This is a genomic window from Candidatus Pyrohabitans sp. (genome assembly GCF_054014795.1).
The window spans coordinates 1-19,401 of the sequence record NZ_JBPMGE010000081.1; the positions used below are offsets into that span (position 1 = coordinate 1).

Genomic DNA, 19,401 nt, shown 5'->3' on the forward strand with positions numbered 1-19,401 from the left:
GTCACCACTATCGTCTGCGGAATAGAGGAGAGCTTTTTGATAATCTCCACAAGCTCCTGTCTGCGCTGAGCGTCGAGGTGTATAGTTGGCTCGTCCAGCATAATCATCTCCATTGCACTGCCAGAGAGCGCCTTGGCTATGCCCAGGCGGAGCGCCAGGGCGAGGGCAACCCTCTCGCCCCCGCTGAGCATGTGGGCGCTCTCCTCACCCAGAGGACCAAAAACACCAACGCTGAAATCCTCGTCCAGCGAGAGCTCGCTATAGGGCAGGTTGAACTCCTCAAAAACCTCCCTGGCGTATTCCTCTATGAGGGGCAGAGCCCTGCGCCGCAGCTCAGTCTGCAGACTGTCGCGGTGGAAGAGGCCGCGGATTTTCCTGAGGAGTGAGATAAACTTCTCCAGCCTCTCCTTTTCCAGCAGCTTCTCTTCCATAGTATTTATCTCACCCTCAAGCTCCTGAATCTCACCTTTAACCCTCCGGAGCGCCTCTTCACCTGCACTTATTTGCTTCTCAAGCTCTGTGAACTTCGCCTGCACCTCCTCATACCTTATTCGCACTCCTGCAAGGTGCTCTTCGGAAATCTCATGCCCCAGCTTCTCCTCAAGTTTCTTGAGCGACCCATCGATGTTTTTCAGCTCCTCCTCCACCTCTCTCGCCCTTTTTTCAAGCTCATCCATCTCATGCATGTGCTTCCTCAGATATCCGCGCGCCTCTATGTACTCCTCATGCGCCTCTTTAAGAGAATCCCTCTCCTTCTCAAGCTCCTCAACCTGCCCTGCTACAGGTTCAAGCAGACGGCGCTGCTCTTCCAGCGCTTTAAGCTCTCCCTCCAGCTCCTTTATCTTCTTCCTCAGCCTATCCCTTTCCCCTGCCCTGCTCCTGATAACTGAAAGCTCAGCTTTAAGCGCATTGGCCTCCTCCAGCTTCTTTTCCACATAGCCGAGCTCCAGCTTCTTATCCTCCAGCTCGCCCTCCAGCACCTGCGCCCTGCGCAACGCCTCGGCGATCCTGCGCCTGTATTCCTTACCCAGCCTTTCCCTGCGCTCCTCACTGAGGTTGCTGTCGCACACAGGACACCTGCTCCCGGCAGCAAGCAACTCCTGCAGACTCTTCTCAACCTCCCCTGCACGCCCGCGAAGGTTTGCGGCCTCCTTTGCAAGAGCATCCCTCTCCCGATTTATGTTTTCCCGCGTCTCTTTCATCTCCTCAAGCCTGCGCCCCAGCATTTCAACAAGCTCCTCCAGGCTAAGTGCAGGCACGGCGAGCACCTTGGATGCAAGCTTGAGCGCCTTTTCAAGGTAAACTTCAACCTCTGCCAGCTTTGCCTCAGCCTCCCCCTTCTCCCTCTCCTTACCCTTCAGAAGAGCATCAAGCACCGAGAGATTCTCCATCTTCTTCCTCAGCCGGTTTAGCTCAGCTTCAAGGGCCAGGTACCTCTCTCCCCTTTCCCTTACCGCTTCAAGTCTGGCAGAGTAGTGTTTCAGCCTCTCCAGCTTTTCCAGAAGATGGACGCGCTCCACCGCAAGAGCTTCCCTGCTCCGCACCAGACGCAGGCCCTCTTCGAGCTCTGCCAGCTTCCCCTTCGCAACCATCATTGCCTCCTTAACCTCACCCCGTGCCCTTCTCCATTCCTCAAGCTGGTGCTCCAGTCTCCTAATCTCCTCAGCACGTCCCTCAAGTCTATCCCGTGCTGACCTGAGGTCGGCATCCACCCCCTCCAGCGCTGCCAGACGCATCTCAAACTCCCTCACCACCTCGAGCATTGCAGCATAAGCCCTCTCCATATCCTCAGCGCCCAGGAGTTTGCCTATTATCCTCTTCCTCACAGAGGGCTGAGCTGAGAGAAGGGCATCAATCTCACCCTGACGGATGTATATGGCGCTTGTGAACAGCTCCGCGTTTATCCCCAGAATGCGCTCTATTTCGCGGGTTACCTCACCCTCACCCTTCGCAATGAGCAGCTCATCTCCATTCTCAAACCTGTACAATGAGCTTCCGGCGGTTCTGCCCTTTCTGCGCCTCCTCACAACCCTGTACCTTCTCCCTCCCTCATAAAAAACAAGCCCGACCTGCGCCTCCTCGGCACCCCGTCTTATTAAATCGTCAACACCAACACTTGAATTTTTAAAAAGCGCAAAGTTAATCGCATCCAGCAGGGTAGTTTTGCCAGAGCCATTCTCCCCCACTATAACTGTAATTCCCTCATTAAACCTCACCTTGGTTGCGCCGTGGGACCTGAAGTCTCTGAGGGAAAGCTTCTCCACAATCATCTGAAACCCTCCAGGCGGAGCTGCTCCTTCGATACCGGCTGGGACTGCTGCATGCGCTGCGGCGAGTAGATGCGCTCAAAGAACCCCTGGGCCACCTGCTGTGCCTCCTTAACCCCACCCCTGGCAAGCAGTCTGAATAGCTCCACCGCCAGCTCCTGCTCAGTGCTGGTATGCTCACTCATGCTCTCCCTGATAAGCTGTTCCACACTCACCCTGCTCACCCCCTTAGTTTTTGCTTCCCCACCGGAGCTGCGCTTCTTCACATCTATATACAGCGCCTTCTCTCCCAGTCCAGCCAGAATTCGATGATATATCCTCTGAAACTCATGAGGGGGACAGCGGACATCTATGCGGAGAACACTTTTTCCATCCTCAAGGCTCTTCGCAAGCTCATAGATTTCCTCAACCTGCTCTATCTCCACCCTCCTGAAGGGGCGCACCTTCTCCAGGGTGACCCGCTCTATGCTTTCTGGCGATATATCTTCTGTGTCGATGACGAAAAACCCCTTCCCGCTTCTCTCGTACTCGCCTATCTCATCGCTCCTCCATATTTCTGTCGAACCCGGGTAGGCGAGCACACCCTCGCCAAAGGCATCGACTATCTTCTTGTGGATGTGCCCCATTGCATAGTAGTGAAAGTTTTGGGGCAGGTCGACAAGGTCCACCTCGTACTCCAGGTCAAAATACTTCCTGATGCCCTGATGGAGGGCAAGCACCCTGGTTTCGTACCTCTCAGCCTCCCGCTCGAGCTGAGAAAGCTTCTCAAGCAGTACCCTGCGGTGAATCTTTGAGAAGTAGGGCAGGCCCGCGATAAATACATCGCCATGCACCCGGAAGGGCTTCGCCGGGGTCAGAAACTCAACCTCCCGGTAGAGCTTCTGAGGCGGCACAGCCCCCCGCCTCATCAGCATATCATGGTTGCCGGCAATGCAGTAAAATTTTATTCCTGCATCACTAAGCCTCTCCAGGGCCTCGCGAACGCGCACAAGGGCCTTAACATGAGGCCTTGCTTCGTCGAACAGGTCGCCGCTGTGGAGCACAAATTCGCACCCGGCATCTATTATCCTGTCCACCGCCTCATCGAAGACTGCGTAGAAGTCCTCCTCCCTCTCATCCAGATTGTACTGCCTGTAGCCCAGGTGGGTATCTGCGAGGTGAGCAAAGCGCATAGCCTAACCTCTGCCTGAGGTGTTTTAAAGATTGCTTTAGGGCTACTTCCCCTTCATGTGGAGATACACTTTTTGCGAGAGCACCGTAAAAGTATAAGTTAGTCCTCCCTCTCTACCCCTGCATCCTCAATCAGAACCCTGAAGAAGTAGCCGGAGCCGATATCCACGTTGGTCTTGAGCTTGCCGCTCACCACCACAACATCGCCAACCCTGAACTCCTCGCTTCCCGCATAGGTTACTATAAGCTCATCCTCTCCGGTGGCTTCATTCACCGTACCATCCTTAATGTGTATCCAGGTCTTGTTCAGAATGTCGGGGAGCACCTTTGTAACCACACCTCTAAACCTGACCTGCCCACCTGAAAGTTCCTCACTTCTGGAGAAAATTTCAGCCACTGTATAGCCATCCTCAAGCTTCTCCACAGAGATATTCCCCATGGATGTGCCCACTGAGGGCTCGCCTGCGCTGAAGCTCTGAACCATGAGCAGCACATCCAGGGTTTTATTCAGGCTGGATGAGTTAAAATTCAGCACTACGAGAGCGCCATTGAGCTCCACCTCTTCTCCAGCTTCGAGCTGGGCCTTTGGTCCCGCGACCCATATTTCACCGGTGTCGTCCCTGACCCTGGCATAGGTGTAGCTCCCGGTTTGCACTGTCTCAGTAACAACCCCTCTGGTGGAGACCAGCTGGTTGTCCAGCTTTTTGGCGCTTACCAGTATCTCTCCTATTCTTAACTCAGGTATCTGGATTTCAAAGTCCTGAACCTCACCCTCCGGGGTGCTCACATACTCCTTATTTTCAGAGGTGCACCCCGAGAGGAGCAGAAGGATTGCAAGGGCTGTTAAAATTATTCTTCGGCTCATACAATTCCTCTTTAACTTTCTTAAACTTTACCTGAATAACAAGAAAAAGATTATTGGCATTGCTACGGACCTAAAATATATCTTGCATAAGGACGTAAATAGAGGTAAAAATGCCCACCCCATATGCGAGGCTTGCGGAGGTTGCGGAGAGGCTCTCGCAGCGCAGCTCAAGGAATGAGAAGCTTGCCATCCTTGCCTCCTTCCTCGCCTCACTGGAGGAGGATGAGGTTGCCCCTGCTGTGAAGCTCCTGCTCGGAGGGAGGCTCACCAGGGCTCCCCTGGAGGTGGGCTGGGCCACGCTTAAAACTCTTGCGGTGCCTCAGGCAACCCTGATAAGCTCGCCTCTGACCATTACTGAAGTCTGGGAAGCGCTTCAGAGGGTGGCTGCGCTCGGGGGCAGGGGATCGAGGAGAAGAAAAAGGGCTCTGCTCATGGCGCTCTTCTCAAAGGCGAGCAGCACTGAGGCGAGGTACCTTGCGAGATGTATTCTCGGAGAGATGCGCACCGGCGTTAGTGAGGGTTTGATGGTGGAAGCTATAGCGAGGGCATTCAGAGCAAACCCGGAGAGGGTGCGTCTCGCCCATGCACTTCTCGGAGATATAAGCGAAGTCGCACAGATACTCTCCAGCCAGGGTCGCTTACCAGAGCTGAAAATAAGACTTTTTACACCGGTTAAACCCATGCTCGCAGAGTCGGCGGCAAGCATAGAGGAAGCCCTGCATGGCAGTGCCGCGCTGGAGTACAAGTACGACGGTGCGAGGGTGCAGATTCACAGGTATCGTGACAAGGTTAAGATATTCTCGCGAAGGCTGCGCGAGCTGGGCATTGAAGGACTCAGAGATGCTGTAGCAAAGCTTAAGGCTGAGAGGCTGGTGGTGGAGGGCGAGGTCATAGCGCTTGGCGAAAATGGAAAACCTCTGCCCTTCCAGGACGTCATCCGGGCCCTTGCCATGGATAGGGAAGCCATGCCGGAGCTCAGGCTTTACCTCTTCGATATACTGCACCTGGATGGAAGGGACCTGTTCAACCTCACCTATAAGGAGAGATGGGCAAGGCTCGAAGAGATAGCAGGGGAGGAGCTTCTCGCCACAAGGCGGATTGTGGGTGATGCAGATGAAGCTATGGAATTCTACCAGGAGGCGCTCCGGGAGGGACATGAGGGTGTTGTGGTTAAGAGGCTTGAATCGCCCTATGAGCCCGGGAAGCGCAGCCGTGCATGGCTGAAGGTAAAGCCCTTCACAACCCTGGACCTGGCGGTTATCGCGGCTGAGTGGGGTCACGGCAGGCGAAGAGGATGGCTGAGCAATCTGCACCTCGGGGCACTGGATGAAGAGGAGGGGAGGCTTGTTATGGTGGGAAAAACCTTCAAAGGCTTAAGCCATGAGATGCTGGAGGAGATAACCAGGGAGCTTCTGAAGCACAGGATAGCGGAGGAGGGCGGTGTGGTTCGGGTTACTCCAACTCTTGTGGTTGAGGTGGCCTTTGACGAGGTCCAGCGCTCTCCCCGCTACGAGGCGGGACTCGCCCTCCGATTCGCACGGGTTAAGCGGCTTCGCCGCGACAAGGGCGTGGAGGAGGTGGACACTCTGGCCAAGCTTCGTGAGATATATCAGGCGAAGCTGAAAAGAAAGGGAAGTTACAGTTGTTAGCCTTTAAGAAGGAAAAGAGGATGATAGAGTTTGAGCGCGTGACCAAGAGGTTTCGTGATGTGACGGCGCTTCACGAACTCACGCTGAGCATCGCAGAGGGGGAAATTTTTGGCCTGGTTGGACCAAACGGCGCAGGTAAGACAACGGCAATCCGCATCCTGTGCGGCGCTCTGAGGCCGAGCTCTGGCAGGGTAACTGTAAAGGGCATGGATGTGGGTAAGCACGGCATAGAGGTGAAGCGTCTCATCGGCTACCTGCCCGAGGAGCCAAACCTGTATGAGCGCATGAGCCCCAGGCAACTTCTGCGTTTCTTCGCCTCGCTTTATGGCGTCGCCGACGGTGAGGCCAGGATAGAAGAGCTCCTCTCCATGGTGGGGATGCAGGAAAGGGCAGATGCAAGGTTGAGCACCTTCTCCAAGGGCATGAGACAGCGCATCTCAATAGCGCGTGCCCTCCTGCATGACCCGGAAATCCTCATACTCGACGAGCCCACTATGGGGCTGGACCCCCTTACAGCGAGGGAGATACGCGATTTTATTGCCTCCCTGAAGGGCAGAAAGACTGTACTGCTGTGCACCCATTACATGCCAGAGGCCGAGCAGCTCTGCAGCAGGCTGGGCATACTTGTGAAGGGGGAGCTTGTGGCCCAGGGCGAGCCCGAGAAGCTAAAGGCAGAACTCGCAGATGAAGGTTACCACTCGCCCAGCCTTGAGGATGTTTTCATGAGGTACACAAGAGGGGAATAACCTTGAGGGTCCTTTCAATAGCAAAACGCGAACTCTGGGAGATAGTGAGCAACAGAAAATTTATGCTCGCCTTTGGTGTGCAGACACTTCTCCTCCTGGCCCTTCTGCCGGCATTTGGAAACCTCTTCGCCGAGGGAAACCTCGCCCTGCCAGCTCCCTCCATGCGGGAATTTATCCCCCTTGGTGTGGTGGTGGACAGCGATGACTGCGATGTGCTCCTTGCGTCTCTGGAGAGGAATGAGAGGCTGAAACTGTACCGCTTCGCCAACGCACCCGAGGAAGAGTTGAAGCGCGGGATGATTGCAGCCTATCTCTTAATTCCGCGGGATTACAGGGAGAGTGAACTCTCACAGCAGAGGGTCCAGCTCTTCCTTTCCACAGGCATAAAAAGCTCCAGCGCCCTCGACGCAGTGAAGGAGAGCATCACCGAAGCCGGCGCAGAGCTTTCCAGGGAGAGGCAGAAGAGGTTGAAGGCAAACCTGACGAATCTGATAAGCATCAAAAGGGAGTTTCTCAAGCCGGTGGTGGTGCAGCGTGGAGGGGAGCAGTTCTCCAGCTTCTTCCTGGCCTACCTCGTGCCCCTTGTGCTCTTCTTTCCCCTCTTCATGTCCGGCGGGCTGGTTGTGGATGCGATAGTTGGTGAGAAGGATAGAAAGACGATAGAGGCGCTTATTGCAGCGCCCTTCCACAGGTATGAGATTATCGCAGGGAAGTTCACAGCGGTGTGGGGCTTTGTCACCGCCGAATGTGCAGTCTGGGTGGCTGGTATTGCGGCAGTGGGTATACCGATCGCAAAGCCCCTTGAGGCTTTCCTGCTGCTCGCCGCACTCAACGCTCTGGTAATCGCCATCGCCACCGCCCTCGCCCTGTACTCACGAAATCTGAAAGAGGCAAACATAGCCCTTATGATTTTCTATGTCCCCCTCTTCGTAGCCCTGATATATGCGCTCACAATAGAGTTCTTCTCCCCGAGGGAGTTCTTCTCCTATGTGCCCTTCAATCTCCTCTCGCGGGCGGTGTCGGGTGAGGGTTTCTCGAGCAGCGCCTTTGCTCTTCTTCTTTTTGGGCTGGGCACCGTAGCTCTGGGCATCGTGGGCGTTGCCGCCGCACTGAGCTATCGTGACGACATAATATTCGGACCAAGGCCGGGTGTGAGAAAGCTGCTGGATGACTCCATAGAGACTGTGCTCTCAGGCAAATCGCCCCTGCGGGCAGGCATCGCCACGGCGCTGCTCCTGTCGCCGGGGGTATTTCTTGCTGCCTCTGCGGTGGAGCTTGCCTCTGCATTGAGCCTGCTCTGGCTTCTGGGATATTCTCTGCCAGCCCTCTATCTTCTCGTCCTCCTCTCGGCGGCGGTTGAGGAAGGCCTCAAGCTTCTTCCGGTGTACCTGATTCTCAGGAGAAGGCGAGAGTGGGTCAATACCCGGAGTATTGTCCTTGTTGCAGCCGCCTCTGGAGCGGGATTCTTCCTTGTGGAAACCGCCCTCGCAGGCGTTTCCGCAGCCATGCTTCTGGGAATACCTCTCACACCGCTGCTCTACCAGAGGTTTGCCACAACGCTCATAATGCACCTCGCAGCAAGCTCTATCGCAGGGGCTGGGCTATACGTCAAGGGGAGGCGCGGTGTGGCACTGTTTGCGCTTGCTGTGGCAGCCCACGCTCTCTTCAACTTCGCAGTGATGGAGGTGGCACTTTGAGGCTCCTCGCCCTGGCAAAAAAGGAGTTTGAGGATATCCTGAGCGAGAGGCTCTACCTCCTGGCCTTTGTGGTGCAGCTTTTTATCGTTGTAAGTATAACCTTTGTGGCCCTGCTCTACACCTCCATCGCCAATCCGGAGGTGATGGGGAGGTATGTGCCCTCCCAGCAGGTGAGCATAGGTATAGTTGGCGATGCCTCAATGCTTGAACTTGAGAACCTAAGACTTGTAAACCTCGAGGATGAGGACCACTGGCGCGCCCTGAATGCAAAGCGCCTCGTGGCTGTGCTTGTGGCACCTGCGAACATGAGCAAGGCGATTGCTCAAGGCGGTGCAGAGCTGACGCTTTACATAGACAACACCAATGTGCTCTCAGGGTATGCGGATGCCGAGGTGACAAAGGCAGTGCTGAGGCTGGAGGAGAATCTCAGGCGGGAGGCTGCGGCGAAGCTTGTGCACGACCCTGAGGCCATATTCAGGCCAATTAGGCTTGAGGTTGGGGGCATGGCATCTGCACTACCCGCGGAATTTGTTGAACTCATGTACGGCCTGCTTGTGCCCTTTATTCTGCTGCTCCCCACTTTTCTGGCGGTTAACATGACCACCGACGCTATTGTGGGCGAGAAGGAGCGCAGAACCTACGAGCTGCTGCTGGTAGCTCCATTAAGCTACAGGGAGATAATCCTGGGCAAGGCCCTGCCCATCGCAGGCATCGCCCTTGTGCAGGCGCTGCTGTGGGTGCTGCTGCTGACTGTCAGGGGGATTCCAGTGTACAACATTCCCACGCTCCTCCTGCTTCTTGCAGTGCTCGATGTACTGTTTATCGCCCTCGGGGTTGCACTCTCTGCACTCTCAGACTGCATAAAGGACGCCAATGTCGGGGTTACTGTGCTCCTAATAGCCACATCTCTGGCCTTCTTCGCCCCGGTCTCACTGAAAAATACGCTCTACGAAATCTCGCCCGTAACCCTTATTGCAGAGCTCGCCTCGAATCCTGCTGTACCCCTGAGCGAGGTGCTCCCAGGTTTTGTGCTCCTCGCCATGGGCGCTGTGTTAACGCTTATATTCGGTGAGAAGCTGCTTGAGTACAGGGAAAATTTGAGGGTATAACTACTAAAATAAAAAAAAGAATAGAGGGGGAAAGCTTCACTGCATCACAGCAGGAAGCCCATGGCACTTGGTGCAGTCCTTCTGGACATCGTGACACTGGCTGCAGAAGTTCTTGTGCCCTTCGAACTTCTCAAAGGCTTCCTTGTGCAATCCTGTGCGCATATCCGATAGTGTAGGAGCGTCATGGCACATGTCACAATTGCCCTCGCCGTGGAGCGCAACCGCCTTTGCCTCAGCTGCTTCTTTTTTGGCTTCCTTCTCCTCTGTCTTTACCTCAGGTGCTGGTGGTGCTGCCTCAGCCTCACCAGCCTCTATAAGCTTCACACCCACATAGGCATGACACTTGTTGCAGAACTGGTCTGGCTTGTGGCAGTTCAGACAGTTCTCCTCGCTTGCTCTGCCGCTCTCCACCTCATTGCCGTGGTTCGCTTTCCAGTACTCCATGCTCACCTTTGGTGAGGGGTGTTCCTGCAGCTTGGAATCCTTCACGGGCTTCTCCGGTGGTGCTACACATCCGCTGAGCAGAAGGACGATGCCCACCATCGCAATAAGTATCAACACCTTTCTCATGTTTACTACCTCCTCCTGTTTGCATTTTTATTTTTCAGCCTTCTCTCGTAAAGTCTTATAGCTCGTGTTATCCTGTTCTCGTACACCCATGGCGGCTGCGGACCGGCGATGCCGTTCACAGGTATGCCCTTGTAGTAGATTATCAATGAAGGCGGTGCTATTATGCGGTTCGCAATTCGCACCGCCTCATTTGAATCTATGTCTATCTTCACAAACTTGAGTTTACCAGCAAAGCGCTGCTCATACTCCTCGAGCAGACACTCTATATCCCTGCATGCCGGCGACCACTCCGCGTAGAAGTGCACCGCTACAGGTGTACTGGAACAGGTTACCTCTGCAAACCAGGTTGCCTCGTTAATCTCTTTCATTGTTTTGGCTCACATGCCATATCGCACTGGTCCTTTGAAATCTTGTGCTCCTTCTCTGCGTGTTCGCAGCACTCATCCATGGTAGCAAACTCTGCATCGCACAGCCCACAGACACTCGCCTGTTCTACTGCCTTCTGTTCACATGCCATATCGCACTGGTCCTTTGAAATCTTGTGCTCCTTCTCCGCATGTTCGCAGCACTCGTCCATGGTAGCAAACTCTGCATCGCATAACCCACAGACGCTCGGTCCAGCGGCTGCGGCAGCTGCGGCCTCCTCTTCGGCTTTCTTCTTCGCCTCAAACTCCTCCTGACCTTCGAGAATGATTGCCTTGCTCAGCAGGTCGTGGATGCCGCCCACCTGCACCGGCAGCTCATAGTGCTGCATGACCAGCGGCAGCTGGGCTTTGTCTATGGCACAGGGCGCTGCCAGGTAGTTGACATTGTGCGACTTCACCACCTCTTTCACAGCCGTAGCACGCGGCAGGCCGCCCTTCATTCTGAGCTCCATTATCTCCTCAGTGAGCAGCCCTCCACCGCCGCCACAGCAGAAGCTCTTTTCCTTAGTGACACTGGGATCCATGTCAACGAAGTTGTTGCACACCGACTTTATTATGAACCTGGTCTCCTCCACCAGGTCACCCGCCCTGGCGTAGTTGCACGGGTCGTGCAGCGTAACCACAACGTCGTCGTTACGCGACTTATCGATATTCTTGAGCTTGCCCTTGCGTATCATCTCCGCGGTGTACTCCAAGATGTTCATGAACTTGAAGGGCAGCGGACCGTTCATCTCTTCCATGTACTGCCGCGCGGCGCGCCAGGCGTGGCCGCACTCACCGAAGATTACCAGCTTTACGCCAAGCTTCTTGGCTGTCTCAACCACGCGAAGGTTTATCGCCTTCAGGTCGTCATAGCTTATGAAGAGTCCGAAATTTGCAGCCTCACTGGCATAGGTGTTCATCGTCCAGTCGGCACCCACCGCGTGGAATACCTTTGCAACACCTATCATCGTATCTGTGTTGGTGAAGAGGTCTGCACTCGGGGGGAGGTAGAGGATTTCTGCCTTCTCCTTGTTCACAGGTATCTTCACTTCAACGCCTATGCTCTCCACAATCTCCTCCTCAAGGAACTCGCAGTTTGCCTTGAATGCCTTCTCCGGTATGCCAAGGTTATTGCCGTGCTTATAGACCTGGGATATAACCTTGGTGATGTACCTCGTGGCCAGGCCCACGCTGTTGAGCACCTCTCTGCCCGCCATTGTTATCTCGGCCTGGTCTATGCCGTAGGGGCAGAACACAGAACAGCGCCTGCACTCGGAACACTGGTAGAAGTACTTGTACCACTCGTCCTTCAGAATCTCAGGCGTGAGCTTCTGAGCACCCACCAGCGGACCAAAGAGCTTGCCGCTTATGGTAAAGTGCGCCCTGTAAACCTTTCTGAGAAGCTCTGCCCTGCCCACTGGCGTGTTTTTCGGGTCGCCGGTGCCGAGGAAGTAGTGGCACTGCTTTATACAGGCGCCGCAGCGTACGCAGATGTCCAGGTAGAGCTGAAGGCTCTTCCTCTCCTTGCGGAGCTGGTCCAGCCGTTTGAGCGCAACCTCAACCATCTGCTCGTCTGGCAGAGGTTCGGCTGGTATCTTGGTTTTCATCACCTCCGCCAGCTCTGGCGTTATAAGGTAGCAAACGTAATCCTCGCCAGCACCCGGCTTAAGCTCAACGTCATACATCTTATCAAGCTCTTCTCCCATTTTCACGCCTCCTCGACCTCTTTGGTATGCGCCTCACCGCCGAAGTGGTGGGTTCGCGTTGGCGAGAAGAATATCCCGCCCAGGTGCATCACCTTGCTGAAGGGGATGTACATCACCAGCACCTGCACCAGGAAGAAGTGCACCAGAAAAGCGGTGTTCAGCGTCACAGTACTCAGGTCCACAGGCTTCAGAGCCATGAGGCTTCGAATCACGTACTTCACATCAACCACAAAGGGGCTGGCGAAGTACTTGGCATATAGACCTGAGAGTACCACGCTGAGTATCAGCAGAAGCACAAAGTAGTCTGCAGGCGTGGAGATAAACTTTATATCCGCATGCGCCAGCCTGCGCACCAGCAGATATAGAAGCGGGACGCTTATGATAAGCGCCGCAGCTATGCCGATGCCCTGTAGCGAAACCACCCAGCCGGGTACTGCCTCTTCGCCCAGGAAATAGCGCAGGTGACGCAGCAGAATAAGCCCAAAGCTTATGTGGAAAAGCCAGGCACCAAGCCACAGTATGCGGTTGCCATTGAACTGTAGCAGTGTGCGGAAGAATATCACATCACTGAGCACCCTCACTATGGCGCTGCCAACGCTCCGCTGACCGGGGAACACTGGAATAGGTACGGGTGAAGGTCTGCTCCACCATACCGCTATGCGATATAGAACCCCCACGACAAAAACTGTGAAGGCTATATACGGCAGCATGTTTACAACAAAGTTTCCCAAGACTCCCATAGTACCACCTCATTTCGATGTACTTTCACATTCATGTATTAAAATTTAGTATAAATACTTTACCATTTATTTTAACATTCTCCGAATTACCGCCCCGGTGTGTTATTGCAAAAATATTTCGCTTGTGCAAAGTTTTGCACGAGCGGCGAAATATATTTCCAGATAAACCCCAGTGGGAGAGACATTTAAATTGCAGGCTCAGCATAAGCGAAAGCGTTCCCTGAGCGAAGTTCGATTTTCATGAAAATAAAGTTTAAATAAAAGCAGGCATAATCGTAATCGGTGGTTGATATGGGAAAGCTTGGCATATTTGTATGCACAGAAAAGCATGGGAAAGACCTGGCTGGCTTGGTCAAGGCGGCAGCAGCCAAAGGGCATGAGGTCAGAGTTTTCTTCACAGGCCCAGGGGTTAAACTTGTCCCCACAGAGGAAGCAAAAGAACTGGTCAAAGCTGGCGCAGACGTTGCCATGTGTCTCCACAGCTTTGAGGAGCTCGGTCTGGACAAGGAGTATGAGATCCCGGAGGGGATAAAGAAGGGCACGCAGGACTACAATGCGGACATGATGAAGAACGTGGATAAGTATGTGGTGTTCTAGGAGGTGAGGAGGATGGTCACTGTTGTATTTATAAGCAATAGCCAGGACGGATATGTTCAGGAGGAGGCAAGCCGCTCCGCACTGGGGACAATGCTCGGTGGCAATGACCCGAGCCTGATGATTATAGATGTGGACTACGACGTAGAGCGCGGAGATGTGGCCGAGAACCTTGAGTGGATAAAGGACAACGGCGGCCTTGTGGTGAGCAACAACCCCAAGAACGTGGAGAAGAGCGAGTACATCGACGAAATGAGCGTCGAAGAGATGGCAAAGAAGATACTGGAGTTCGATGTGATTATACCCTACTGAGGTGGTAAAGATGAAGATACTTGAGATTCTCAGGTCAGAGCCCAGCGACAGGGTGAAGGAGATAATAGAGGTGCACAAGAAGGAGCATGATGTCGAGATCTTCGAACTCTACAAGAACAAAGACTACGAAGCTCTCGTTGACAAGATTTTCGCCGCCGACAAGGTTATAAGCTGGTGGTAGCTCCCTCTTTTTATTTTATTCCTGCATTTTTCTCCCGGCGAGCTCACATCACCTCTATCTCCAGCACAGGCGGCTCAAATTTCCGTGAGCGCAATCTATTTTTTGAAGACAGGGGTATAATTTTAAAGAATGATTTATCTCTGCCATCTGCACGGACCTCTATGGACTCCTGCAGTATTTTCAGCTCTATATCACTTTCAGAAGCCACCCCCGGCAGATAGACACGCATAACTGTCGTTCCATCTCTCTTCAGCGTCTCTACGCGGGGTTCAACCACCTCCTTTTCTGATACCCTCCTGGGAATGCGTTCCCTGAGCCTGCCGTAATACTCCTTAAATATCCGCCAGAGGAGGAAGATGGCAACAGCAAAAATCAGAATGCGAAGGAGGGTGAACATATTTCACCTCCCTTCAATCTCCTCCAGAAGTTTGCCAATCGCCTGGAATTCCCTTCCAAAGCTGGCAAAGTCCTCGTTGCGAAGCGCCTCTCGCGCAGCAGAGTAGTGCTGGAGCAGCTGTTTCATGAGTTCATCTTTTCCGGCCTCTGTACGGGGTACAGCCTCATACTCTTTGATGACTTCCTCCACAGATTTGCCGAACACCCTCTCTATGGCTTCGTCCAGAGTCTCCTCCATTGCGATGGTCTCACCAAAGGACACAATAACCCGTTTGAGCTCCGGCAGGGAGTCGCGCTGCTCGGCGCGCAGAAACACCGGCTCAACGTAGAGCAGAGACTCCCGAATAGGAATAACCAGGAGATTGCCCCTTATCACCCTCGTGCCGGCCTGGTCCCAGAGGGTGAAGTACTGGGAAATCTCAGGATTCTGATCTATCCTCGCCTCAATCTGCATTGGACCATAGATAAGCTTATCCTTGGGGAAGAGGTACACTATGCGCTCGCCGTAGTGCTCGCCGTCACTTCTTGCCGCCAGCCACGCCACGAGGTTGTTCTTGTTCCTGGGCGTAAAGGGAAGCATGAGAATAAACTCCTCCTTATCCTCACCCGGAAGCTTGGTTATCAGATAGTAAGGCTCCATCTTAATTCTGTCACCCTCGTAAAGCTCCTCGGCAATATTCCACACGTCCTCGCGGTTGTAGAAAACGCGGGGGTCGAGCATGTGATATGTGGCATACTTCTCAGCCTGAATCAGGAAGAAATCCGACGGATAGCGGAGGTGCATCCTCAGCTTGGAGGGCATCTCTTCCAGGGACTTGAACAGCCCGGGGAAGGCACTGGCGTAGGTGCGGATTATCGCATCCTCCGGGTCCGAGATATAGAAGTTTACCCTGCCCGAGTAGACGTCCACAACCGCCTTCACAGAGTTGCGCACATAATTTATCCTGTTTGTGGGCTCAGAGTAAGGGAAGTTGCTGCTCACTGTGTATGCATCTATTATCCAGTACAGCCTGCCCTCCGCCACAACGATGTAGGGGTCGCTGTCGTAGACCAGGAAGGGTGCGAGTTTGCTCACTCTCTCCCTGATGTTCCTGTAGTACATTATCCTGCTTTCCTGGGTTATTGAGTTGCTCAGGAATATCTTTGCACTTCCAAAGCGAAGCGCATAGGCGAGCTTTCTGATGGAGGAGCTGAGCTCAACACCACCCTCGCCTTCGTAGGTGGTGTAAACATTTCCCTCTCCTCTGGGATAGTCGAATTCCTCTGTCTTCGTCTTAACTATAATATATGTGCCGGGGAGCTCCCCGTAGTATATCTCTGGCCTTGTAATCTCAATATAGGGCGACTTGGGCGGAATGTCCTTCACCACAAAAACCGGCAGTCCCTCGCCGGTTACCTCATTCACAAGGCTCATGGTTATGCCATATCCATGAGTATAGACAAGGTGCTCATTTATCCAGGTAAGGGACTGCTTGGCCAGCTGTGCCGTGTTGAGCTCCCTCGCAGCCAGCATAACCTGCTTGTATTCGCCATTCAAGACGTAGCGATCAACATCAACATCGTTGAAGGCATAGTAGGTGCGGATGAGCTGAAGCTGTTTCAGGGTACGCTTCAGCGGACGGTAGTCCCAGAGGCGGATGTTCTTTATGGTCTCCTCGTTGTTATTGATATCCTCTATGGTTAGATTTTGCGTGGCTGGAAACTCCACCTCCTTTATGCTGTCGAGGCCATAGGCCAGGCGGGTAAACTTTATGCTCTCCTGAATATATGGTCGCTCGTAGTTGAACTCATCCGGAGCCACCTTGTAGTGCTGCACGCCAGAGGTAAAAAAGCTGCCTCCGAGGGCAACCACCACAAGCACTGCGCTCGCTGCCACTGGTAATTTTATGTTCACCCACTTCAGCGCAAAAAAGAGCACAGCCGTAATCACGGCGAGGACAAGGAGCAGGGTGAGCACAGGGAGATAAACCTTCACCTCAGCGTAACCCGCACCGAAAAAAGTGTCCTTGGCTGTGAAAAGCACCCGATAGCGGGACAGGTAGAACTTGGCAGCAAAGAGGAGGGCAAACAGACCTGCGATTGCGCCCGCATGTAGCCTGGCATTAAAAGGAAGTAGAGCCACTATTTCGCCGAATATCCTCTCCTTGATAACCGCTCCAGCCCCAGAGAGGTATATCAGCGCCGTAAGTCCGGTTATAAAGATGAGGGACAGAAAACCAAGGCTCCACAGGAATTCATAGAAGGGCAGACGAAACACATAGAAGGAGATGTCCTTCATAAACACAGGGTCCACGACGCCGAAGGGTGTGGCTTTTGTATACCAGAGGAACAGCTCCCATCCCCGGCTCGCAGCCAGGCCGATGAAGAGGCTGAGAAGAAGGGAAGAGCCGAGGTACAGCCACCTGGTTGGTGTACTCACACCGAAAAACTTTCTCGTGATGGTCAGGTTTATGTAGGCGGCCAGGAAGAATAGCAGCGCTACTACAAGACCGATGAGCAGTTTTGTCTTCCATATCTTTAGGAAAACCTGCGTATAGCCAAGGTTGCCGAACCACAGGTAGTCTGTGTACACCCCTATAAATGTAGTAGACAGCAGCGCCGCGGCAACTGCAATGTAAAGTATAAACTCTTTTCTCATATTTATCACTCACCCACGCTAGAACTTCTTTTCTCTCAACTTTTCCATATCAAACCGAGCTGTCTTTGCTATTGCCATGACTGCCATAACCCCCGCCTGTACAGGGTCAGTAACAACCAGGTCAGCCACCTCAACCACAGAGCCCACCATGTTCAGGGATATTACAGGTATGCCGTAGTCTGCCTTAAGCTCCTGCACTGCCTTGGTCACCTCGCCGCCCATAATCGAACCTGCGAGCACGAGTATGGCTGCGCGGTGCAGCCTCGACACTGCACGCACCGCCTCTGCAATCTTCTCCTCGCCCACCAGAGGAATTGTGTCGACGCTTATTCTCTCGCCGCGAAGGTTGTGGCGGTCTGCCTCGCTCACCGCACCGAGCACCACCTGTGCAACCTGGGCGCCGCCGCCGATAACTATCACCCGCTTGCCGTAAATCTCCTCAAAGGGCTTGTGAACCTCAACCTCCACAACATCGCTGACCCCGAGCAGGTCCGCCTTGAGCTTCTCCAGGTCGCGCACACCCTCGAGCTCAAAGTATATCTGCACCACCTCATCCTGCATAAACTGCTGCACATAGGTTATATTAACATCGTGCTCAGCTATAACTGTGCTAACGTCCCTCAGCAAGCCCTTGCGGTCGCTTGCAAATACACTTATGCCCACAATCTCTTTTTCTTTCATAAAGACACCTATGGAGAGAGTTCTATTCCATCCGGGTTTATTGAAAACTTGAAGGAGCCAATCACATGCTTTGTGCCGCGCATCTTTCGTATTGAAATCTTCCTGTCCTGGGTTTCTGTATCCAGGCGGAGGCTCAATACGCCGTCGAATATGAAGCTCTCAATGGGAAACTCCTTTATACCTATGTCAGCACTACTCGCCTCTGTAATCACCAGACTTGTGACATTGCGCATGCTGAGCAGGTTGGACAGGCGAAGCAGCTTTGTGCGCTTCTCAAACTCGTCATGGGCATAGAGGCCCATCACAGACAGCGAATCTATAACCACACGCTCAGCGCCTATGGCGGAGATGGCGTCGTCGAGATTGGCGATGAGATTGTCCACATCCAGACCTGAGCGCAGCGTCTCCTCATCAACGTCGCCAGAGATCCTGTATGTCACTGCATCCATTATTATTAACATCTCCTTACTTTCCAGTTCTTCAAGCTCCCAGCCGAAGGCGCGCATATTTCTCCTTATCTTCTCTGGGGTTTCCTCAAAGGTGATGAAAATCCCGGGCTCATCGTATTCAGTTATCCCTGCATACACATACTGCATCCCGAATATCGACTTACCACTGCCGGGTCCGCCTATTAGAAGGATGGTATTCCCCTTCGGAAAACCACCCGCTGCGAAGAGATTATCTAAACCAGGGATTCCCGTCCTTACCACATCCATCCCAGCACCTCTCAGATAACATATCCCTTTCCAGCCAGCCTCAAACCCCTTACCTCAGGTCGTGCAATCACAGCTGTTTCGCCTTGTGTTGTGGCAACAGGTTTCTCGGTTTCCACTTCAACCCTAAGTCTATTGTCCTCCGTGTTATATATATCTTTTATTACTGCAGCCTCATAGCTCATACCCAGACTGAGCATGCATTTTATTTCTGGCTTGAGGTCTCCCTTGAAGTAGGGGCACTTAACAAAGTCCAGCACCACCTCAGTGGTTACGCTGAAGCTCTCCGGTTCTGTCGTGAGTATGCTGCCTCGCTCTATATCCTCGCTGCTTACCCCCTTGACCGCTAGCCCAACACGCTCGCCCGTCTCAGCCTGTGCCGCATTCTCATCCTGAATTTGGATTGACTTGATGAGCACCTCCTTGCCCTGGGGCAGCAGCACAGGTTTTGCATGCCTCTCTATTCTTCCACCCTTAACGCACCCGAGCAGGACGGTGCCAACACTCTTCACAGTGAAGGCGTGGTCCACTTCCACGCGGGCAGGAGGTTCGCTTTCATGGGAAAAGCTGTCAAGCTCTGAGATTATGGCGTTGAAGTCCCTCTCAACAACCGCATAGTCCTCAGCCACTGTGCCCTTAATTATAGGCAGTACCTGCTCTCTCACCAGACCCTCGAGGATGAGCAAGCCCTGCCTCTTCTCGAGCATATCCAGAGCAAGGAGCATCTCACCCAGCTCAGGGGTAAGGGCGTCTATACGCACTATCGCCGCGTCAGCCATGCTGATGGTCTGAAGCAGAGGAGCAAGCCTCTCGGGATAGGTCAGAGGCTCGGCAAAGATGTAAATCTCGCCGCTGAGTTTGCGGTTGTAGAAAGCTATGTCGCTGGCTGTGCCCCGCTTGCCGAGCAGGGAACCCAGCTCAGGGTCGTTCAGTATAACTGTGGTCAGGGTCATGCTCACG

At 53.6% G+C, this 19,401-nt stretch carries 19 protein-coding genes; 7 read left to right on the forward strand and 12 right to left on the reverse strand.

All coding sequences use genetic code 11. The annotated features are described in order from the left end of the window. The 3 genes from ACXJJW_RS08350 to ACXJJW_RS08360 form a co-directional block, all read right to left on the reverse strand. On the reverse strand, positions 1–2,270 hold a 2,270-nt coding region (locus tag ACXJJW_RS08350; RefSeq protein ID WP_456475284.1), incomplete at its 3' end, for an AAA family ATPase. Then, positions 2,267–3,439, reverse strand: coding sequence for a metallophosphoesterase family protein (locus tag ACXJJW_RS08355; RefSeq protein ID WP_456475285.1), 1,173 nt, complete (start codon positions 3,437–3,439; stop codon positions 2,267–2,269). The genes ACXJJW_RS08350 and ACXJJW_RS08355, both read right to left, overlap by 4 nt. A 98-nt stretch (positions 3,440–3,537) precedes the next feature. After that, complete coding sequence (locus ACXJJW_RS08360) at positions 3,538–4,302, reverse strand: hypothetical protein (protein WP_456475286.1); 765 nt, start codon at positions 4,300–4,302, stop codon at positions 3,538–3,540. Between the two features lie 110 nt (positions 4,303–4,412). Between ACXJJW_RS08360 and ACXJJW_RS08365 the strand changes: the two genes are divergently transcribed. From ACXJJW_RS08365 to ACXJJW_RS08380, 4 genes are read left to right on the forward strand one after another with little or no spacing between them, the layout of a single operon-like run. Continuing rightward, on the forward strand, positions 4,413–5,951 hold the full coding sequence (locus tag ACXJJW_RS08365) for an ATP-dependent DNA ligase (protein ID WP_456475287.1): 1,539 nt from the start codon (positions 4,413–4,415) through the stop codon (positions 5,949–5,951). A 20-nt stretch (positions 5,952–5,971) separates the two neighbouring features. Next, positions 5,972–6,697 carry an ABC transporter ATP-binding protein gene (locus ACXJJW_RS08370; RefSeq protein WP_456475288.1) on the forward strand — a complete coding sequence of 242 codons (726 nt, stop codon included), beginning with the start codon at positions 5,972–5,974 and terminating at the stop codon, positions 6,695–6,697. A gap of 2 nt (positions 6,698–6,699) precedes the next feature. Beyond that, the gene (locus tag ACXJJW_RS08375; protein WP_456475289.1) at positions 6,700–8,394 is read left to right on the forward strand and encodes an ABC transporter permease; all 1,695 of its coding nucleotides are present in this window, start codon (positions 6,700–6,702) and stop codon (positions 8,392–8,394) included. Next, a complete protein-coding gene (locus ACXJJW_RS08380) occupies positions 8,391–9,503 on the forward strand; it encodes an ABC transporter permease (RefSeq protein ID WP_456475290.1) in 1,113 nt (370 codons plus the stop codon). The genes ACXJJW_RS08375 and ACXJJW_RS08380 overlap by 4 nt, the downstream gene beginning before the upstream one ends. Positions 9,504–9,539: 36 nt before the next feature. Here ACXJJW_RS08380 and ACXJJW_RS08385 read toward each other — a convergent pair whose 3' ends face one another. From ACXJJW_RS08385 to ACXJJW_RS08400, 4 genes are read right to left on the reverse strand one after another with little or no spacing between them, the layout of a single operon-like run. After that, positions 9,540–10,073, reverse strand: coding sequence for a hypothetical protein (locus tag ACXJJW_RS08385; protein WP_456475291.1), 534 nt, complete (start codon positions 10,071–10,073; stop codon positions 9,540–9,542). A gap of 5 nt (positions 10,074–10,078) precedes the next feature. After that, entirely contained in the window at positions 10,079–10,441 is a 363-nt protein-coding gene (locus ACXJJW_RS08390; protein WP_456475292.1) for a thioredoxin family protein, read from the reverse strand. Further along, positions 10,438–12,186 (reverse strand): sulfate reduction electron transfer complex DsrMKJOP subunit DsrK, encoded by a 1,749-nt coding sequence (dsrK, locus tag ACXJJW_RS08395; protein WP_456475293.1) that lies wholly within the window; start codon positions 12,184–12,186, stop codon positions 10,438–10,440. Before dsrK ends, ACXJJW_RS08390 begins: the two co-directional genes overlap by 4 nt. Before the next feature lie 2 nt (positions 12,187–12,188). Beyond that, on the reverse strand, positions 12,189–12,926 hold the full coding sequence (locus ACXJJW_RS08400; RefSeq protein WP_456475294.1) for a respiratory nitrate reductase subunit gamma: 738 nt from the start codon (positions 12,924–12,926) through the stop codon (positions 12,189–12,191). Between the two features lie 291 nt (positions 12,927–13,217). Here ACXJJW_RS08400 and ACXJJW_RS08405 point away from each other — a divergent pair, with 291 nt between their 5' ends. Genes ACXJJW_RS08405 through ACXJJW_RS08415 form a run of 3 tightly spaced genes read left to right on the forward strand, consistent with a single transcriptional unit; the run spans position 13,218 to position 14,013 of the window. Further along, on the forward strand, positions 13,218–13,523 hold the full coding sequence (locus ACXJJW_RS08405; protein ID WP_456475302.1) for a DsrE family protein: 306 nt from the start codon (positions 13,218–13,220) through the stop codon (positions 13,521–13,523). Positions 13,524–13,535: 12 nt separating this feature from the next. Further along, positions 13,536–13,832 carry a hypothetical protein gene (locus tag ACXJJW_RS08410; protein ID WP_456475295.1) on the forward strand — a complete coding sequence of 99 codons (297 nt, stop codon included), beginning with the start codon at positions 13,536–13,538 and terminating at the stop codon, positions 13,830–13,832. Between the two features lie 10 nt (positions 13,833–13,842). Next, positions 13,843–14,013 carry a hypothetical protein gene (locus ACXJJW_RS08415; RefSeq protein WP_456475296.1) on the forward strand — a complete coding sequence of 57 codons (171 nt, stop codon included), beginning with the start codon at positions 13,843–13,845 and terminating at the stop codon, positions 14,011–14,013. Between the two features lie 43 nt (positions 14,014–14,056). On the opposite strand, the gene ACXJJW_RS08420 is transcribed toward ACXJJW_RS08415, so the two are convergent. The 5 genes from ACXJJW_RS08420 to ACXJJW_RS08440 form a co-directional block, all read right to left on the reverse strand. After that, positions 14,057–14,410 carry a hypothetical protein gene (locus tag ACXJJW_RS08420; RefSeq protein WP_456475297.1) on the reverse strand — a complete coding sequence of 118 codons (354 nt, stop codon included), beginning with the start codon at positions 14,408–14,410 and terminating at the stop codon, positions 14,057–14,059. A gap of 3 nt (positions 14,411–14,413) precedes the next feature. Continuing rightward, complete coding sequence (locus ACXJJW_RS08425) at positions 14,414–17,047, reverse strand: UPF0182 family membrane protein (protein WP_456475298.1); 2,634 nt, start codon at positions 17,045–17,047, stop codon at positions 14,414–14,416. Between the two features lie 18 nt (positions 17,048–17,065). Beyond that, positions 17,066–17,728: a DUF5612 domain-containing protein gene (locus ACXJJW_RS08430; RefSeq protein WP_456475299.1), complete on the reverse strand. Its 663-nt coding sequence runs from the start codon at positions 17,726–17,728 to the stop codon at positions 17,066–17,068. 8 nt (positions 17,729–17,736) lie between these two features. Continuing rightward, positions 17,737–18,444, reverse strand: coding sequence for an ATPase domain-containing protein (locus ACXJJW_RS08435; protein ID WP_456475300.1), 708 nt, complete (start codon positions 18,442–18,444; stop codon positions 17,737–17,739). Between the two features lie 11 nt (positions 18,445–18,455). Further along, positions 18,456–19,401: hypothetical protein (locus ACXJJW_RS08440; protein WP_456475301.1), on the reverse strand; the 946-nt coding region annotated here is incomplete at its 5' end.

Bases quoted from the DNA above. Each gene is read 5' to 3' on its own strand.
- ACXJJW_RS08355 (WP_456475285.1), bottom strand. From the start codon at position 3,439: ATGCGCTTTGCTCACCTCGCAGATACCCACCTGGGCTACAGGCAGTAC.
- ACXJJW_RS08360 (WP_456475286.1), bottom strand. From the start codon at position 4,302: ATGAGCCGAAGAATAATTTTAACAGCCCTTGCAATCCTTCTGCTCCTC.
- ACXJJW_RS08365 (WP_456475287.1), top strand. From the start codon at position 4,413: ATGCCCACCCCATATGCGAGGCTTGCGGAGGTTGCGGAGAGGCTCTCG.
- ACXJJW_RS08370 (WP_456475288.1), top strand. From the start codon at position 5,972: ATGATAGAGTTTGAGCGCGTGACCAAGAGGTTTCGTGATGTGACGGCG.
- ACXJJW_RS08385 (WP_456475291.1), bottom strand. From the start codon at position 10,073: ATGAGAAAGGTGTTGATACTTATTGCGATGGTGGGCATCGTCCTTCTG.
- ACXJJW_RS08390 (WP_456475292.1), bottom strand. From the start codon at position 10,441: ATGAAAGAGATTAACGAGGCAACCTGGTTTGCAGAGGTAACCTGTTCC.
- dsrK (WP_456475293.1), bottom strand. From the start codon at position 12,186: ATGGGAGAAGAGCTTGATAAGATGTATGACGTTGAGCTTAAGCCGGGT.
- ACXJJW_RS08400 (WP_456475294.1), bottom strand. From the start codon at position 12,926: ATGGGAGTCTTGGGAAACTTTGTTGTAAACATGCTGCCGTATATAGCC.
- ACXJJW_RS08405 (WP_456475302.1), top strand. From the start codon at position 13,218: ATGGGAAAGCTTGGCATATTTGTATGCACAGAAAAGCATGGGAAAGAC.
- ACXJJW_RS08410 (WP_456475295.1), top strand. From the start codon at position 13,536: ATGGTCACTGTTGTATTTATAAGCAATAGCCAGGACGGATATGTTCAG.
- ACXJJW_RS08415 (WP_456475296.1), top strand. From the start codon at position 13,843: ATGAAGATACTTGAGATTCTCAGGTCAGAGCCCAGCGACAGGGTGAAG.
- ACXJJW_RS08420 (WP_456475297.1), bottom strand. From the start codon at position 14,410: ATGTTCACCCTCCTTCGCATTCTGATTTTTGCTGTTGCCATCTTCCTC.
- ACXJJW_RS08425 (WP_456475298.1), bottom strand. From the start codon at position 17,047: ATGAGAAAAGAGTTTATACTTTACATTGCAGTTGCCGCGGCGCTGCTG.
- ACXJJW_RS08430 (WP_456475299.1), bottom strand. From the start codon at position 17,728: ATGAAAGAAAAAGAGATTGTGGGCATAAGTGTATTTGCAAGCGACCGC.
- ACXJJW_RS08435 (WP_456475300.1), bottom strand. From the start codon at position 18,444: ATGGATGTGGTAAGGACGGGAATCCCTGGTTTAGATAATCTCTTCGCA.